Origin of the sequence: Streptomyces rhizoryzae (assembly GCF_023155275.1) — a bacterium.
Taxonomy (GTDB): Bacteria; Actinomycetota; Actinomycetes; order Streptomycetales; family Streptomycetaceae; genus Streptomyces; species Streptomyces rhizoryzae.
Window position 1 is genome coordinate 1 of record NZ_JALMUV010000038.1, and the last position, 17,125, is coordinate 17,125.

Annotated in this window: 13 protein-coding genes and 1 pseudogene; 8 read left to right on the forward strand and 6 right to left on the reverse strand. The window is 70.0% G+C overall.

All coding sequences use genetic code 11. From position 1 onward, the window contains the following. Positions 1–241: 241 nt before the first annotated feature. Positions 242–780 (reverse strand): annotated as a pseudogene (locus MUU72_RS25785) (SDR family NAD(P)-dependent oxidoreductase). Between the two features lie 596 nt (positions 781–1,376). Between MUU72_RS25785 and MUU72_RS25795 the strand changes: the two are divergent. The 4 genes from MUU72_RS25795 (at position 1,377) to MUU72_RS25810 (ending at position 4,729) form a co-directional block, all read left to right on the forward strand. After that, the gene (locus MUU72_RS25795; protein ID WP_248015792.1) at positions 1,377–2,003 is read left to right on the forward strand and encodes a LysR family transcriptional regulator; all 627 of its coding nucleotides are present in this window, start codon (positions 1,377–1,379) and stop codon (positions 2,001–2,003) included. A gap of 878 nt (positions 2,004–2,881) precedes the next feature. Further along, positions 2,882–3,373 carry a winged helix-turn-helix transcriptional regulator gene (locus MUU72_RS25800; RefSeq protein WP_248015793.1) on the forward strand — a complete coding sequence of 164 codons (492 nt, stop codon included), beginning with the start codon at positions 2,882–2,884 and terminating at the stop codon, positions 3,371–3,373. Between the two features lie 70 nt (positions 3,374–3,443). After that, positions 3,444–4,298 carry an alpha/beta fold hydrolase gene (locus MUU72_RS25805; RefSeq protein WP_248015794.1) on the forward strand — a complete coding sequence of 285 codons (855 nt, stop codon included), beginning with the start codon at positions 3,444–3,446 and terminating at the stop codon, positions 4,296–4,298. Between the two features lie 38 nt (positions 4,299–4,336). Continuing rightward, positions 4,337–4,729 (forward strand): nuclear transport factor 2 family protein, encoded by a 393-nt coding sequence (locus MUU72_RS25810; protein ID WP_248015795.1) that lies wholly within the window; start codon positions 4,337–4,339, stop codon positions 4,727–4,729. Positions 4,730–4,935: 206 nt separating this feature from the next. On the opposite strand, the gene MUU72_RS25815 is transcribed toward MUU72_RS25810, so the two are convergent. Both MUU72_RS25815 and MUU72_RS25820 read right to left on the reverse strand, forming a co-directional pair. Beyond that, on the reverse strand, positions 4,936–5,559 hold the full coding sequence (locus MUU72_RS25815; RefSeq protein WP_248015796.1) for a peptidase inhibitor family I36 protein: 624 nt from the start codon (positions 5,557–5,559) through the stop codon (positions 4,936–4,938). A 33-nt stretch (positions 5,560–5,592) separates the two neighbouring features. Next, positions 5,593–8,661: a BTAD domain-containing putative transcriptional regulator gene (locus MUU72_RS25820; protein WP_248015797.1), complete on the reverse strand. Its 3,069-nt coding sequence runs from the start codon at positions 8,659–8,661 to the stop codon at positions 5,593–5,595. Between the two features lie 507 nt (positions 8,662–9,168). On the opposite strand from MUU72_RS25820, the gene MUU72_RS25825 reads away from it, so the two are divergent. Continuing rightward, positions 9,169–10,137, forward strand: a complete 969-nt coding sequence (locus tag MUU72_RS25825) for a phosphotransferase family protein (RefSeq protein ID WP_248015798.1) — start codon at positions 9,169–9,171, stop codon at positions 10,135–10,137. Between the two features lie 614 nt (positions 10,138–10,751). On the opposite strand, the gene MUU72_RS25830 is transcribed toward MUU72_RS25825, so the two are convergent. Together MUU72_RS25830 and MUU72_RS25835 are read right to left on the reverse strand one after the other, a co-directional pair. After that, entirely contained in the window at positions 10,752–11,408 is a 657-nt protein-coding gene (locus tag MUU72_RS25830; RefSeq protein ID WP_248015799.1) for a response regulator transcription factor, read from the reverse strand. Continuing rightward, positions 11,405–12,589, reverse strand: coding sequence for a sensor histidine kinase (locus MUU72_RS25835; protein WP_248015800.1), 1,185 nt, complete (start codon positions 12,587–12,589; stop codon positions 11,405–11,407). The genes MUU72_RS25830 and MUU72_RS25835 overlap by 4 nt, the downstream gene beginning before the upstream one ends. A 134-nt stretch (positions 12,590–12,723) precedes the next feature. Between MUU72_RS25835 and MUU72_RS25840 the strand changes: the two genes are divergently transcribed. After that, entirely contained in the window at positions 12,724–13,644 is a 921-nt protein-coding gene (locus MUU72_RS25840; protein ID WP_248015801.1) for an ATP-binding cassette domain-containing protein, read from the forward strand. Continuing rightward, the gene (locus MUU72_RS25845) at positions 13,641–14,501 is read left to right on the forward strand and encodes an ABC-2 transporter permease (protein ID WP_248015802.1); all 861 of its coding nucleotides are present in this window, start codon (positions 13,641–13,643) and stop codon (positions 14,499–14,501) included. Before MUU72_RS25840 ends, MUU72_RS25845 begins: the two co-directional genes overlap by 4 nt. A gap of 414 nt (positions 14,502–14,915) precedes the next feature. Here MUU72_RS25845 and MUU72_RS25850 read toward each other — a convergent pair whose 3' ends face one another. After that, positions 14,916–15,338, reverse strand: coding sequence for a hypothetical protein (locus MUU72_RS25850; RefSeq protein ID WP_248015803.1), 423 nt, complete (start codon positions 15,336–15,338; stop codon positions 14,916–14,918). A gap of 859 nt (positions 15,339–16,197) precedes the next feature. Between MUU72_RS25850 and MUU72_RS25855 the strand changes: the two genes are divergently transcribed. Next, complete coding sequence (locus MUU72_RS25855) at positions 16,198–17,106, forward strand: diiron oxygenase (protein ID WP_248015804.1); 909 nt, start codon at positions 16,198–16,200, stop codon at positions 17,104–17,106. Positions 17,107–17,125: the final 19 nt, after the last annotated feature.

A 17,125-nucleotide genomic window follows, 5' to 3' on the forward strand; every position in this document is an offset into this window, starting at 1 on the left:
CACAGCTCGTCCGGCACCAACCGCTTCACCAGATCCGTCATGCACGGCTCAACGAACGATCACGCCATCAGAAACGACGTCTTAATGAGGCGTATGAGCCCGAACTCGGTCCGATCCCAGGACGAGGTTGAGGCGGTGGGCGAGGGACGGTGGGCAGGGCGCCTGGGCGGCACGGCGTGCCCGGCGGCGATGGTCCGCTGCGTGCCCGGCCCTCCTCCCACCGCCGTTGCTGTCGTTGCGGTCAGGTGCGGCGTTTGCCGTCGACCGGCAGCGTGGTACCGGTGATGTAGGAGGACTCCTGTGAGCACAGCCAGATGGCGGCATCGGCGATCTCGTCCGGAGTGGCAAGACGACCGAGCGGAGTCAGTGCTTCGTGCTGGGCGATCATGGCCGTGCCCTGGCGATCTGGTGCAGTGTCGCGGTGTGGGTCATGCCGGGGGCGAGAGCGTTGACGCGGATACCGTCACCGGCGTGGTCGAGGGCGGCGGCCTTCGTCAGCCCGACAATGCCGTGTTTGCCGGCCACGTACCCGGGAGACAGCGGGATGGCATGCAGGCCGCCGCCGGAAGCGATGTTGGTGATCGCCCCGCCGCCTGCCCGACGCAGCTCGGGATCTCGTGCCCGAGGCAGAAGAACGTCCCGGTCAGGTTCACCTGGAGGGCGCGCTCCCATGCCTGGGCTGTTCATCTCGGTCAGCTTTCGGCCGCTGGAGGGAACCCCGGCGTTGTTGATCGCCGCGTCCAGCCGTCCCCACGCCGTGACGGTCCTGCGGACCGCCACGTGGACGGCGTTCTCGTCAGCGATGCCGGTCGGGACGGCAAGCGCCCTGCCGCCGTGATGCCCTCGGCCGTCTCGTGTGCCGCGGCCCGGTGCAGGTCGAGGACCGCCACCGCCGCGCCCGGCGGGCCAAACCGGCGGCAATGGCGCGCCCGATCCCGCTGCCGGGCCCGGTGACCAGAGCGACCTTGCCGGTGAAGCCGCTCATACCAGCGCCCGGTGGTTGGCCCACGCCGCCTGTACGGGTAGCGCCTACGCCAGGTGTCAAACACCTGGTCGACCTCCGGTGAGGCAAACAGCGCCCCCAGAGCTTCCAGGTCCGCGACGCCGACTTGGATGACAGCGGACGCGACGAACGCCGCAATCCGCTCCTCACCAGGGACGCAGATATGACGCTGCGCAGCGAACGTCACAAGCATCCCGGTGCCCTTCATTACCCTCTCGACATCAGCGAAGTACTGATCCAGGTCAGCGTCGGGATCGGTCCGGTGAACTGAACGAACAAGGTGTGATGGATCATGCCTCAATCCGACCACCACATCACCGATTGCGTCCAAGACCCATCCCACCCCCTTCGATAACCTGAGAGAATAGATCTGTTGGAGATCAGGGAACTGCGGTACTTCGTCGCCGTCGCCGAAGAACGACACTTCGGTCGCGCTACCGCAAGACCGGCCATCGCACAGCCCGCGCTGTCGAAAACCATCCAGCGCATCGAGTCACGGCTGCGGGTACGGCTACTGGACCGCACCAGCCGCAGCGTCGCCTCGACGCACGCCGGAGCCGCGTTGCTGGAACACCGCCGACATGCACTGAACGACATAACGCTCGCCGTACAGCACGCACAACGCGCCGCCGACGACGCACCCCTGAGACTGGTGACCAAACCCGGAAAGAGATGCAAACCTGCTCCCGGGAATCCTCGCCACCTACACCCGGCACCCCCAGGCCCGGCCGGTCGACATCCTCTTCAGCGGCACCGCCGACCGCACCGACCACCTGCACAACGGACACACCAACGCAGCCCTGCCCTACATCCCCTTCAACAACCTCACCGGACTCACCGCCCAAACCCTCCACGACAAGGACCGCGTCGCCGCCCCCCGGAAAACCATCGACTCGCCACACACGACACCCTCTGCCTCAACGACCTCAAAGGCGAGACCTCCCCCGATGACCAGGCATTCCCAGCAACGGAGACGCCCCCAAACCGCTCATGCCGCTGATGCCGCTGCACTCAGCGCATCGGTCAAATCGGCCGCATGATCGCCGTCACCACCACCGCCACATCACCACACCACCACCGCCAGACGGCGGGCCACGACCGGATTCGGTCGGTAAGCCCGGCCGCGAGCAGGCCTGCCCGCCGCCAGGCGCGACCGGACCACACAAGTGACAGGCCCCGGCTGCAACCAGGACAGAGCCGCGCGGCAGCACAGCGGCAGAGCAGGCCCCGCGCAGATCCCCGCAGCAGCTCGGGCGGACGCCAACAGCCCCCAGTCAGCCGAACACCTGCTGTCGGCAACAGCCGAACCTGGAATCGGCTACAGGCCACCCAGCGGGCGCAGGCACCCCCAGCCTTCCTGCAACCCGGCAGCCGGTCGTCGCTGCCCGCCACCCGAGCTGGTCGAAGCCGCGTGCATCGCGACGCCGCATCCACGGCGAGCCGCTGCTGAGGTGTTGCCGAGTTGGGCCGGGCGATCTTTTCGCCCATTGCCGCTGCGCGTGCGGCTGGTTGACGGGTTTTTTCACCTGATGGCGGCGGCTTCGAGGTAACCCCGGTGCCGACCGCCATCGGGTCAGTGCTGCCGTTCGGGGTGGTCCTGTTGCGGGTTTGGCTCGCCAGGGATGCGCCGACTGCGGGGTGGCCCGCTACCAGGGCGGCCGACGGTGACGGCGGCGATGATAGCCAATCTCCGTGCGGTGCGGCATCAGTTCGCCTCCGCATCCGCGGTGCGGGGCCCGCCCCGTCGGCGGGCTGCCGGCGCTGCGTACGCCACAGCGACCGCACTACAGCCGCCATCAGGCGAGCATCGCCGAGCCCAGGAAGAGCACACCCATAGCATGTCACTACTAGTTTTGGATTCATACTGGAGGAGTCCCTGTGGCGAACACACCTCGACCGGCCGTCTTCCAACACGGGCAGGCGTTCCTGGCGGCGGTCTCGGAGCGTTGGAACTACCAGATCCTGCGCGAGGTCTTCTTCGGCGTGCACCGGTTCGGCGAACTCAAGCGCGGACTGGGCATCTCGGCGACGATGCTCACCGCGCGCCTGAACCACCTCACCGAACTGGGCCTGCTGGAGAAGCACGCGTACCGGGAGGACAAGCCCTGGTACGAGTACCGACTGACCGAGGGCGCACGGGAGTTGGTCGTGCCGGCCATCGTTGCGGTCACCCGGTGGGCGGAGAGCCTCGCCGACGGCGAGGCGGTGCCCGCGCGGCCCTTGCTGCACACCTCCTGCGGAAACGAGACGGAGCCCTATCTCGCCTGCAGTCACTGCCACCGCCCCATCGAAGCAGCCGATTTGCAGCCACTCCCGGCGAGGACGGGAGTCGGCGAAGAGCAGCCGGTTCAGGAAGCCGAACCCAAGTAGTCTACATTTGCTACTAGTCGTAGTACGCTACCGGTGACGGATCCATTCGAACCTCGGGTGAGGAATGACCATGTCACCAACGGACTGGCTCAACGACGTCACCGAGAAGCTGATACCGACATCCCTCGGCCTGTTGAACGTGCGCCTGGGCGGTCGAACCGACCGCCCAGCCATGGTCTTCTGGCCGAGCCTGATGATGGACGGCACCATGTGGCGCTACCAATACGAGCACTTCGCCCCCACCCACCGCGTGGTGCTCATCGACAGCCCCGGACACGGCACATCCGACGCGTTACGCCGGATCATCGACCTCAAGGAGTGCGCCGACGCCTTGGTCGAAGTCCTGGACGCGCTCGACATCGACACGTGCGTGCTGGTGGGCAACAGTTGGGGCGGCATGCTGGCCGGAGTGTTCCCGGCATACCACCCCGAGCGCACCACCGCCGCCATCGGAATCAACTGCACCGCCTCGCTGCCCACCACGTTCGAAAGCATCTGGGCGACCGGGCTGGCCACCTACCTCGCGCTGCACGCACGCATGCCGCAACTGGCCGCCAAAGCCGCACGCTCGGCGTTCACCGGACCGACCGCCGAGGCCGAGAACCCCGAGTTCCTCACCTACCTCGACGTCGTACTGGACAACGATCCAAAATCCGTGGCGTGGGCACTTCGCAGCATCCTCATCGGCCGCAGGGACGAACACCGGCTGCTGGCGACCATCCCCGGTGACATCCCGGTCCTGATCGTCGCCGGCGAGGAAGACAGCCAGTTCCCCGTGCACGCAGTGCGCAAGATGGCCGACGCCATCAAAGGCAGCACCTTCCACGTGCTGCTGCACACCGGCCACCTGGCCGCCCGGGAAAACCCCCACGAGGTCAACGCCGCCATCGACACCTTCCTCACGGCCCACTCCCCCACCGGCTGACCTGACGACGACGCCAGAGGACCAGAGGAGGAAGAACAATGACGCAGCGCGCCACTCCCACGCCTGCCCCCACGTGGGTCAGGCAACTCATGCAGGAGATCGACACCCTCGACTTCGGCGAGGGCTTCGCCCGGACCACCGACGACACCGAAATGTTCTTCGGCACCGCGCACGTGACAGGCACCGAGGCCATCAAAGCGTTCTTCATCGCCATCGATGAGCCGCTGCACATCGAGCACACCATCCTGGAATGCTGGGACACCCCCGACGGCACCCTCTTCCTGCGCGGCGAAGCCACCATGGCCAAAAAAACCGACCCGGACACCACCGTCCAGGCTCCCTTCATGCACCTGTACCGCCTGGATGACAACGAAAAGATCCACACCATCCACATCACCGCAGGCCCACTCCAGACCGACACCATCATGTGACACACGCAGACGATCGAGCCGGCAGCCCATCCCCACCACCCCGCACACGACACACCGACCCGGCCCGCCGAGGCGGCCAGGTTGGCGCTCTGGGTGGGCGCGCGGATCTGTGGTTCGGCCCGGGCCGGGGGACGCATGGTCGCCTGCCTTGCCAAGGGCGAAGGGCCCGGCCCGGGCGTGGTGGGAGCGGCTTCATGAGCCGGGGGTCAGCAGGGCTTGACGTACCAGACGGGGCCCCAGTTGCCCGTCGGGTCGTAGGAGCTGGCGGGCGGGGTCTGGTAGACGAAGTTGTAGGTCTTGCCGTACATGCGGGCCACGGTGCCGGGTGTCTGATTGTTCCACCAGGAGCCCCCGCTGTTCCAGCCCCGGGGGATCTCCGCGTAGACGTTGCACTTCCCCTTCTGCCAGATGTCGCCGGTGTAGTGCGCGCCCTTCCAGCCGCAGAAGTTCTTGTACGCGCAGTCGCTCGCGTCCGCCGGCAGCACTGTGCCCGACGGAGTGCGGACGGCGGACTTGGCAGCACTCTTCTTCGTGGCGCCCAGGTCGCGTGCGTAGGTCTCGCCGGGTACGGCGACGGTGATCTGGCCGTCCGGGATGAGGATCCGGTTGGCGGAGACCTGCTTGCCGCCGTACTGCGCCAGGTAGCGATCGACCCGGTGCTGGAGTTGGGCGGCTTGGGAGGCGGTCAGGCCCGCACGCCGGATCTGGGAGGCGAAGGGGGTGGGGTTCTCGGTGGTCGTCGCCTGGGCCGGGGCGGCGGTGCTTGCCAGGCCGAGCAGGGTGACGGCGGTTGCCAGGGCCCCGGCCCTGGCGGCGGTGGTCAGTCGCATGGATGGTCTTCCTTCCTGGTGGTCGAGGTGCCGTCATCCTGGCTGCCCGGTCTTGGGGGAACCTTGTGCGTTTCTGGAATCCGCTGACCGGAGCCGTTCGCGCACCTCCTTCACCTCCGGGTGGTCCAGCTCCTCCAGGATCGCCAGGGCCTGGCCGTACGCCGTCCGCGCCGCGGGCAGATCGCCGGTGGCGTGGTGGATGTCCCCGAGCCCGGCCAGCGACGCGGCGCTGTGGTAGCGGTCTCCCGGCATCCGGAAGAGGCGCAGCGCCTGGTCGTAGCAGGCGATCGCATCCTGGTACCGGCCAAGGCCGCGGTGGGCGTAGGCGAGGCTGTCCCAGCTGTGTGCCTGGCCGGTGGTGTTGCCGACCTGCTCGAACAGGCGCAGGGCGCGGCCGCAGGCGGAGAGTGCCTGGCGGTGCCGGCCCAGCAGGGCCTGATACCAGCCGATCGCGTTGAGCGCGCTGGCCTGGCCGGGGAGGAATCCGGCCCGCGTGTAGCAGTGCAGGGTGCGGACTGCGTGGTGGCGGGCGTCGGCGGGCCGGTTCTGCTGCTGGGCGAGCCAGGCCAGGGTGCGGTGGGTGTGGGCCTGGCCGCGCAGGTCGCCGAGGTCGGTGTAGGCGGTGAGGGCGGCGGCGAGGTGGGTGTGGGCTTCGGCGTGCTGCCCGGTCCAGGCGCAGGCCAGGCCGAGGCCGTGTGCGGCGTGGGCCTGGCCGGTGGCGTCGCCGGTACGGGTCGCGGCAGCCAGGGCGGTGCGCTGTACCCTCGCCCACTGCGTCCAGGCACCCGTGCGCTGGAGGTGAGGGGCGAGGGCCCAGGCGAGCCGCCAGGTGTGTCCGGCCGGGCCGCCGCGATCGGCGTCGTCCACGGCCGCGACCAGGACGGCCTGTTCGGCGAGGAGCCAGGTTTGGGCCTGTTCGGGGCCGGTGAACTCGCACGGACCGGCGCCGCGGGCGGGGGCGTCCACGGGGACGGGGTCGCGGTGCTCGTCCAGCAGGCGGTCGGCGGTCAGCGCCGAGTGGAGGTAGTGGTCGAACAGACGGCGCCGGGCCGCGCGGCGGTCCGGTTCCGGTTCGTCGGCGGCCAGCCGGCCGGTGGCGTAGGCGCGGACCAGGTCGTGCATCTGGTAGCGGCCTGCCGGGCGGCGCTGCACCAGGTGCGCGTCGACGAGTTCGGCCAGCAGCTTGCAGAGGTGGTCGGGGGGCAACCCGGCCGAGGCGGTGGCGGCCGCCGCGGTGGTGTCCGGGCCCGGGTGCTCGGCCAGCAGCCGGAAGAGCCGGGCGGCGGCGGGCGACAGCGCGCGGTAGGACCAGGAGAACACCGAGGCCAGGTCGGTGTCCCGGCCGTCGCCCGTGGACAGCGCGGCCAGCCGGTGCCGCGTGTCGCGCAGCTCCGCCACCAGCGTGCTCAGCGGAAGATCAGGGCTGGTGGTGGCGCGGGCGGCGACGATGCCGAGGGCGAGCGGCAGGCGGCCGCAGTGCTCGACCAGTTCGGCGAGGGCCTCCGGTTCGGCACGGGCGCGGTCCGGGCCGAGGCGGCCGGTCAGCAACTCCCCGGCCGCTTGCGTGCTGAGGACGTCCAGGGCGAGAGGCCGCGCCTCGTGGTGGACGGCGAGGCCGGTGAGGTGCCGGCGGCTGGTGACCAGCACCAGGCAGTGCGCGCTGCCCGGGAGCAGGGGGCGCACCTGGTCGGTGTCGTAGGCGTTGTCCAGGACCAGGAGCAGGCGCCTGCCGTCGACGAGAGTGCGGAACCGGGCGGAGCGGGCCGTGGGGTCTGTCGGAATGGTGCCTGGGCGGGTGCCGAGGGCTTCCAGGAAGCGGTGGGTGGCCTCGGCGGGCGGCAGCGGGGCGCCGGGGGAGAAACCGCGCAGGTCGATGTAGAGCTGGCCGTCGGGGAAGTGGTGCTTGGCCCGGTGGGACCAGTGGAGGGCGAGGGTGGTCTTGCCGACACCGGCCGGGCCGCTGAGGGTGACGAGCGGGGTGGAGCCGGGCGCTCGGGCGGCGGCGAGCCGGCCGTCCAGGAAGGCGAGTTCGGCGGCGCGGCCGGTCAGGTGGGGGGTGGTCGGCGGGAGTTGGTGCGGGATTCGGTGCGGTGGATGGTGGGGTGAGGTGTCGTCCGTCCCGGGGCGGGGGGCGTTCCGGGATGAGGGGGGCGTGGGGCGTGAGGGGGGTGTGGTGCTGTCCGGGATTGTGTGGGGGTTGCGGCTGCCCGCGGTGGTGGAGGGGCTGCTGCTGTCTGCGGCCGCGTGGGACTTGCTGCTGATCGCGGTCACGTGGGGGCTGCTGTTGTCCACGGTGGTGGGTGCGCTCTTGCCGGTTGGTCTGCCTCGGTCCGCCGTTGTGCGTGCGGTGTTGACGGTCGCGGCGGCCGGGGCGGATGCCAGCAGTCGCTGGTGCAGGCTGTGCAGGTGTTCGCCGGGGGCAATGCCCAGTTCCTTGGCCAGGGCGCGGTGAATGCGGCGGTACTGGGCCAGCGCCTCGGCGGGGCGGCCGCAGCGGTGGAGGGCGAGCATCAGCTGGGCAGCGAGGCGTTCGTTCAGCGGGTGTTCCTCGACCCGGGCGGTCAATTCGGTTGCCAAGGCGGTGTGCCGGCCGCAGCGCAGGGCGCGGTCGTTGCGGTCCAGCTCGGCCGCCAGGCGCTCTTGGCGCAAGGCATCGCGCAGCTGCTGGAACCACAGGCCGTCCACGCTGCCGAACGGCTCACCGTGCCACAGGCCCAGGGCCTGTTCGTACCGGCTCATGGCCTGCTCGTCGTCGGTGACGGCCCGGGCGCGCGCCAGCAGCCCGCGGAAGTGGTGGAGGTCGATCGTCTCGCGCCGGGTGTGGAGCAGGTAGCCGTCGCTTCGCCGCTCGATCTCTGTCCCCGGCACGTGGGTCAGTGCACGGCGGAGCCGGGAGAGGTAGCTGTAGAGGGCGTCGCGGACGCGTTGGGGCGGGCGGTCGGCCCAGACACGATCGATCAGCCGGTCCACGGACACGGGTCGTCCGACATCGACCAGCAGGACGGCCAGGACGCAGCGCTGCCGCAGATGGCCCACGTCGACCGCCCGGCCCTCCGTCAGCACCTCGATGCCGCCCAGCAATCGGAAACGGACCGACACCATGTTTCCCCCTTTTTTGTGGTCAGCACGACCTCAGCACCCCTACGGCATGGACGGCAACGGGCCCGGGCGGGCATGACCGGAAAGGAACCGGCCGAAGTGACTGCGGGACAGCTGCGGAGTGACTGCGCCGCGGCCACCGAGGTGTGCCCAGCAGGTGCTCGGCAGCACGCTCGATCCGTTCAACCGTCAGCGATCGCGGGAACCGATCACGCGCTACGACCACCGAGTCGATCAGCGCATGGCCGGCGAACGCAGCTTGCGCCTCACCTCTGTTGATCGACGGTCGGCGGCCGGGACCATGGGCACGCGACGCAATAGGATGCGGGAGCGGATACCGCCGGGCTCTGCGACAGCTCATGCCGACTGCACGGGCGAAAACGGCTGCCGGATATCGACGGTCCCGAACGTTGCCGGGCACGCGCCTGTCCCCTTGATCAACAGTGAGGCGTTCCGGGTCCTCGTCAGGGACCGGTGGCGCCCGTACCGCCGTCCGGATGATGAGGTGACATGGTGACTGACCACGACGCAGCGGCGATTGTCCGGCCGTTGACCCTGGCGTGGGTGAGCCGACACCTGGAGGTCGGCGAACGGATCGTCGGGGGTGAGGCGCTGCACGGCGGCATCACGGCCGAAGTGCGGAGGCTGACCCTCAGCACACGGGACGGAGGCACCCGTGACCTGGTGTTGCGGAGTTTCGTCGATCCGTTCTCCGTGGAGCGCGCCGAGGACTGGCTGAACAGGGAGGCCGGCGCGCTGGCCCTGCTCAGGGGGACCGGCGTGCCGGCTCCTGGACTGGTCGCGGTGGATCCGACCGCCGCACAGTGCGAATATCCCTCGCTGCTCATGACACATCTGCCCGGCCGGACAGTCCTCGACGACGAGGGACTGCACCTGCGTGTTCCTCTGCTGGCACGGCAGCTCGTGGCGATCCACGCGGTGCGTCCCACCGTGCGGCCCCGGACGTTCGAGACGTTGACGACCGCCGATACGGTGGTGGTTCCGAACGGCGCCAACGCGGCGGTATGGGCCGCGGCGATCCGTATGATCCGCCAGTCTCCGCCGCCCTATGAAGGGCGCTTCCTGCACCGCGACTTCCAACCCGGCAACGTGCTGTTCGCTGTGCCGTCCCCGCACCGGGCAGAGGTCCGGATCACCGGGGTCGTGGACTGGGCAGCGGCCTCCTGGGGTCCGACGGACCTCGATGTGGCGCACTGCTCGACCATCCTCGCCCTGCTGCACGGCCCGGCATGGGGGCTGCGGTTCGCCGAGGCGTACGAGGAAGCCGGCGGGGTGCTGGCCGCCACCGCGAGCGAACGGCTGTACTGGCAGGTGCGGGACGGGCTGGCATGCTCAGAAGAAGTGCAGGTGATCGCCCAGTCGTGGCAGGCGACGGGGAGGGCAGAGCTGACAACGCAAGCCGTGGAGAAGCGACTGGACGCCTATGTCACCGCCCTGATGGACACCCCGCCGGGCTGAACAAAGCCGTCCCAGCTGCTCCGGCTCAGGCACCGCGGCATCGGAGGCAGTGGTGTCGGTGAGTACCCGAACGCCGTACCACTCGCGCACCGGCATGCCGAGCTCGGTGAGCACAGCCGTCAAGTCGTCCAGGCGGTCGGCGCGGGCCCTGACGCCGATGCGGTTGAGATAGCCAGTCCCCTCGAAAGCCTCCTCCACGCCGTCCCCGTCGCCGCGGAGACCCGGCCGCATGGCCAAGGCGTCGCCGTTGCGCACCAGGAGCGACACCACCCCGGTGGGGGCGGTCACCTGGGCGCTGCGAACCCGGTGCCCACGTCGCCCCTCTCCGCACACCCGACAGACCACCCAGGAGCCTACGTCAACGTGGTCTCCCCTCGAAGTGCCACACGGAAAAGGGGCGTTGACACGTCACCGGGCTCGGCCACTGAGCAGGTGCCTGCCCCGCCCGGTGCACGGTCTGCCCCGCCCCGGCGGTGCGGGGACCCGGACTCGGGCCTGCCGAGGGAGCCCGGGCCCCCACTGCGCAGGCTGCGGCGCCGTGGGGAACACCTTCTCTCGGCGTCACCGCGTCCGACAGGTGGCGCGTCACGGCGGCCGAGGAGCTTGGTGTGCGTTCACCGGGATGGGGTTACCAGGCCGAACTCGTAGGCGGTGATGACGAGTTGGATGCGGTCGCGGGCTTCGAGTTTGGTGAGGAGGCGGGCTATGTGGGCCTTTGCGGTGGCCACGCTGATGTGGAGGCGGGTGGCGATCTCGCTGTTGGACATGCCGCGGCCGACGAGGGTCAGGACCTCGCGTTCCCGCTCGGTGATGTTTCCGACCGGCCGCGGGCGGGGTGCGGGTTCGGGGCGGGCGGCGAACTCTGCGATCAGGCGGCGCGTGACGCTCGGTGCGATCAGGGCGTCTCCGGCGGCGACCACGCGGATCGCCGTGAGGATGTCGTCCAGCGCCATGTCCTTGACGAGGAATCCGCTCGCCCCGGCGCGGAGCGCGCCGTAGATGTAGTCGTCGTCATCGAAGGTGGTGAGGATGAGGACGCGGGTGGCACCGGTGGACGCGGTGATCAGTCCGGTGGCCTCGATGCCGTCCATGTCCGGCATGCGGATGTCCATCACGGCCACGTCGGGCTCGGTGTCGCGGACGAGTTGGACCGCTTCGGCGCCGGTTCCGGCCTCTCCCACGACGTCGATGTCGGGGGCGTCTGCCATCAGGACGCGCAGGCCGTTGCGGACCAGCGGCTGGTCGTCGGCGAGCACGACGCGCACCGTCATGACCGGTGTACTCCTTCGGGGAGGGGGAGCCGGGCCGTCACGCGGAAGCCGCCTTCGGGCCGGGGGCCGGCGGTGAATTGGCCGCGGAGCAGGGTGACGCGTTCGCGCATGCCGGTGAGGCCGTATCCGGTGCCGGGGGTGCGGCCGCCGCGGTCGCCGCGGCCGTCGTCGGTGACCTCGATGGTCAGTTCGCCGCCCTGGCAGCCGAGGGTGACGCGGCAGTCGGGGGTGTCCGCGTGGCGTACGACGTTGGTGAGGGATTCCTGGACGATGCGGAAGGCGGCCAGGTCGATGTCGGGGGGCAGGGGCCGTCGTTCTCCGCGCCATTGCACGTGGACGTCGACGCCCGCGTTTCCGGTGGCGGCGGCAAGCCGGTCGAGGTCGGCCAGTCCCGGGGCCGGTTCGCGCGGTGCGGCCGGTGCGGTGCGGCCCGGTTCGGTGTGGCGCAGGGCGCCCAGGGTGCGCCGGAGTCCGGCGAGGGTTTCCCGACTGGTGTCCTCGATGGTGGCCAGCGCGTTGCGGGCCTGGTCGGGCTGGGTGTCGATGACCCGGCGGCCCACGCCTGCCTGGATGGCGATGACGCCGATGCTGTGGGCGATCATGTCGTGCAGCTCGCGGGCGATGCGGAGCCGTTCGGCGGCGACTGCCTGGGCGGCGGTCTGCGAGCGGAGGGCCGCGGCGTGCTCGCGGCGTTCGCGCACCGAGTGGCCGGTCAGCCAGGCGGCGGTGAGGGCGAGGACGAGGGTCACGGTCGTGCGGGTGAAGCCGTCCGGTCCGGTGCCCAGGCGTGCGGTGACGGCGAGCTGTGTGGCGAGTGTCAGGGCGGCGGCGGTGACTGCGGTGCGGCGGGTCCGGGTGGCCACGAGGTAGGCGGTGGCGAGATCGTGCGCCAGGACCAGCAGGTACACGACTTGCGGGAAGGGGCTCGTGGTTGCGGTCGCGTAGGTGCCGAGGAGTATCAGTGCCAGGGCCGGCAGGGGGTGGCGGCGCAGCAATGCCAGGGGCAGGACCGTGACCGCGGCCGCCGAGACGAGGGGCAGGCCGGGAGAGTCGAAAGGGGTGCCGCGGGTGGTGAGGAACAGGGCGAAGGGGTAGGCGAGGGCCCCGCACCAGGCCAGGGCCGCCCGCGCGGCCGGCCGCGGGTGCCAGGGCAGCGCAGGACGCGGCGGCGTGGCGGACATGAGGTGATCGTAATCCTCTGACCAGGGGCGGAACAGTGGTCCGTGGGCGTACGCCCACGGGCTACCCGGCCGTTTTGCGGGTGTGGCCCGCGGGCCGATGCGGTGCGGATGCTCTTCCCGGCACCGTTGGCCGGGTGATCGAAGTCAATGAACTGACCAAGCGGTACGGCAAGACCACTGCTGTCAACGGTCTGTCCTTCATCGTGCGGCCCGGACACGTCACCGGGTTCCTGGGTCCCAACGGGGCCGGCAAGAGCACGACGCTGCGGATGCTGCTGGGGCTGACCGAACCGACCAGTGGCACCGCCACCATCGGCGGTCGCCCGTTCCGGGACCATCCGCGCGGCCTGCGCCAGGCCGGTGCGCTGCTCGACGCCCATGACGTCCATGGCGGTCGCAGCGCGGCGGCCTACCTGTCCGCCCTGGCCCGCGGCAACGGCATCGGGCGGCGGCGGGTGACGGAGGTCCTTGAGGAGGTGGGGTTGGCCGCGGCGGCCCGGCGCCGGATCGGCGGGTTCTCCCTGGGCATGAAGCAGCGGCTCGGCATCGCCGCGGCGCTGCTCGGTGATCCGCCGGTGCTGCTGTTCGACGAGCCGGTCAACGGCCTGGACCCGGAGGGCGTGCGGTGGGCGCGCGGGCTGTTCCGGCGGCTGGCGGCCGAGGGGCGCACCGTGTTCGTCTCCAGCCATCTGATGAGCGAGATGCAGAACACCGCCGAGCACCTGATCGTGGTCGGCCGCGGCGAGCTGATCGCCGACGAGAGCGTGACGGAGTTCGCGGCGCGCGGCACCCGCCGGAGCGTGGCCGTGCGGACGCCCGGCGCCCTCGCGCTGGCAGCTGTGCTGGAAGCCGAGGGGGCGCGGGTGGAGCGGGACGGCGCACGTGCGGAGGAGGTGCTCACCGTGTCCGGCCTGAGCGCGGCCCGTATCGGAGAGCTGGCCTTCCAGCACCGCATCGTGCTCCACGAACTGGCCGGTCGTACCTCCTCGTTGGAGGAGGCGTTCATGGAACTGACCGCCGACAGCGTCGAGTACCGCGCAGGAGGATCCCGATGACCTCAACCACCGGGCAGCCCGCGGCCGCCTCCGCCGCCGTACGCGCCGCCGAGCCCCGCTCCCGTTTCCGGGACCTGCTCGCCGCGGAGTGGATCAAGCTGTGGTCGTTGCGCTCCTCCTCCTGGGCATTCGCGGCCGGCGCGCTGGTCATCCTCGCGATCAACCTCAGCGCGGCCGTCGCGGACTACAACAACTGGCCGACCTACAGCCAAGGGATCCGGGCCCTGTTCGTGCCGATCTGGGCCATGCGGGACGCCTTCACCACGGGCGCCGGCATGGTTCTGATACTGGCCACCGGCAGCATCGGCGCCCTGACGGTCGTCGGCGAATACAGCACCGGACAGATCCGCACGACGTTCGCGGCCGTCCCCGCCCGCCGCTCGGTCGTGGCGGCCAAGATGTCGGTCGTGACGGCAGTCATGCTGGTCTACGGCGCGGTCGTCGCGGGCGTTTCCTTCGGCCTGACCCAGGCCGTCCTGTCCGGCCGGGACATCGGCCTCTCCCCCGGCTACCCCGGTGCGCTCCGCGCCGTCGCGGCGTCCGCGCTGCTCGCTCCGGTGTGCGCGCTCATCGGCATGGGACTCGGCGCCGTCATCCGGCACACCGCGACCACGATCGTGGCCTTCACCGGCGTTCTGCTGCTGCTGCCGTTCCTGCTCAGCGACCGGCACCGCTGGTCGTCCGCCGTCCTTCACGCCCTGCCGCGCAGTGCCTGGGAACGCCTGGTGCAGATGGGCGATCCCTTCGCTTCGTCCCCCTGTCCGGCGACCGTCAGCGGCTCGTGGATCGTCTACGCGGCCTGGCCGCTCGCCGCGGCAGTCGTCGCTGTGGTCGCCGTCCGCCGGCGCGACCTGTGAGTGGCACGGCTCCGGGGGGTTGGTTGCCGGCGTTGCCGGCCTGGCCCGGTAGCGGTGGGGAGCGGCGGCGCCCGGGGCACGCCGGTGCCTGGGGCCGCCGGTGCCTGGGGCCGCCGGTGCCTGGGGCACGCGGTGCCTGGCTCACGCCGGCGACCGGGGCCGGCTCGGGGCCGTATGGCGTCCGACGACCGTCCGCGGGCGCGGGAACCGCACCGAGGGCCTTCCACCCCGCACCGCGTGCGCGGCTGCGACAGGGCGTTTGCCCGGCCGTGCGACGGCCGGGCGGCAGTCCGGCGGGGCCGCACGGCCAGCCGGAAGAGGGTGAGGTTCGCCGGAGGGACCGTCCCCGGTCTCTCCGGCGAACCGCGCGGCCGTGGACCGTGGTGGTGCACCGTCCACGGCCGCGCTGCTGACTCAGCGGACGTGCACCGTCGCCACGTCAGAGGCGTGCAGGCGCACCGGGTGCTGGTCGTGCGCACTGGTCAGGCCGTAGAGCACGGCGCGGAACTGCAGGTCGCCGCGGCGCGCGGCCGTGCCCTGGGCGGTGACCCGCACCTCCCCCTTGCCCACGGCGCTACAGGTTTCCTGGTGCCACCCCTCGCCGAAGCCGTTCTCCTCCACACACAGCTGGTGCAGGAAGCCGGCGCTGTCGTCGCCACCGTGCGCGGTGACCGCGATGGTCTTGCCGACCTGCGCCGTGGGCGGCGCCGTGATGTCGACGGTGCCCTTGGCGAACGCCGGTCCGGCGGCCAGCGTCACTGCGGCCAGGCCCAGTGCACCGACCACGGCCAACCGGCCCCCGCGCGTCGTCATCCCGGTCTTCTTCGTCCTGGTCATGGACTTCCCCTCCTGTGGGTCTCACCGAGACCCATCCGTTCGCGGAAGCGCCCGGTGCGCTTCGCTGATCAACCAGACGGACCGTCCGACCGGCTCGTTGCGCCGCACCTCCACCCGTTACAAATCCACGACAATTCGTCGCCCGTGCCTGGATACGGCAGCGGTCGGCACCCCAGCCTCTCGGGCCGGCCAGGCACCCCGCCGGCCCGCACGAGCCGAGCGGACGGCGGTCGGGGCGAAGCGGCACCGCCGCGGACCGGGCGGCCAGGCAGGGGACGAGGCACCCCCAGCCCCCACCCAACGGAAAGGTATTCCCGGATTGCGGAATTGACTCTGGACATCGCCCTCTCCGTCGGCGACAGTGAGGAAAGGTCTTTCGGGAATGGGGAACTACCCAAGGACGGGAACGTGCCAAAGTGGGGCGGCGGCGATGCGTCCCTGACGAGGAGTCGGGGGCCGGCGCTATCGGCGCATCCCCTATGACCTCGGGTTCGAGGTACTTCGGGGGCGGCTGAAAAACGTCCAGCGGGGGCAAACTCACGTTTGAGGGCACCTTGATCACTTAATCTGGCTGCAATATTGCTGCAACAAACGGAGAATGAGCTGCTCAGGCCCCTGCCGGGGACGGCGCGTGAGGAAATTGGAGAAGTGAATTCCGCTTAGTGGCGGGCGGATCGACGCTGGCCAGTGGCTGTGGCGATCGCCTAGCATCTCAATGTCCGCCGCCCGGCCAGTAACCACGCCGGGATAAGTGGATTCGTAACTTCATACAGCGGGCGCTGTTTCTCGGACTTCCCGGCGACAAGTAACGCCCACCCCCCACTCATTCACCTCCAGTCATTCCCCGACAGGGAGAAGCATGTCCACAGCAGCCACAAAGGCGTCGCACGTCCCTGAGCAGTCGGCCCGATTCGCCGAGATCCTCAAGCGGCTCGTCGACAAATCGGTGGACGGTTACTACAACCCGTACCGCGAGTTCGACTGGCCTGATGCGCTCCCCGAGCAGATGCCGTGGATGAGCGAGGACCTGATGTCGACCTACGGCACCCAGGTCGCGGAGGAGTTGACGATCGAGGAGTCGCAGCGGCTGTCGCGCTGGGAGAGCATCAACTTCTACAGCCTCAACGTCGAGGGAATCCGCGAGCTGCTGATCGAGGTCATCAAACGCATCCACACGGCGGGCTTTGAACTGCCCTCGGACTTCTTCCACCACTTCATCGGCGAAGAGAACGAGCACATGTGGTTCTTCGCCGAGTTCTGCCTGCGGTACGGCAACAAGATCTACTCCGGGCCGAAACTCCACTCCATTCCGCATGACAACGCCCAGGTGGAGAACTTCCTGGTGTTCTCCAGGATCCTGCTGTTCGAGGAGATAGTCGACTTCTACAACATGCGGATGGCCGCCGACGACTCCCTGCACGAGACCATCCGCAAGGTCAACCGGGTGCACCACGAGGACGAGTCCCGGCACATCGCGTTCGGCCGCGAACTGGTCTCGATGCTCTACGCGGAGCTGGCGCGGACCATGACCGACCAGCAGCGCCAGGAGATCGAGCAGTACCTGAAGCGGTACATCGTCTTCAGCCTCCGCTCCTTCTACAACCCGCAGGTCTACCGGGACGCCCGGATCGACAAGCCGCTGGAGTTCCGCGAGCGGCTGGTCTCCGACCCGGCCCGCCGCGACCTGGAGCGCAAGGTGGTGCGCAAGCCGATGTCCTTCATGGTCAAGTCGGGGATCTTCGCCGACGACGTGCTGCCGGCCATCTGAACCGGGCGAAGGAGGACCT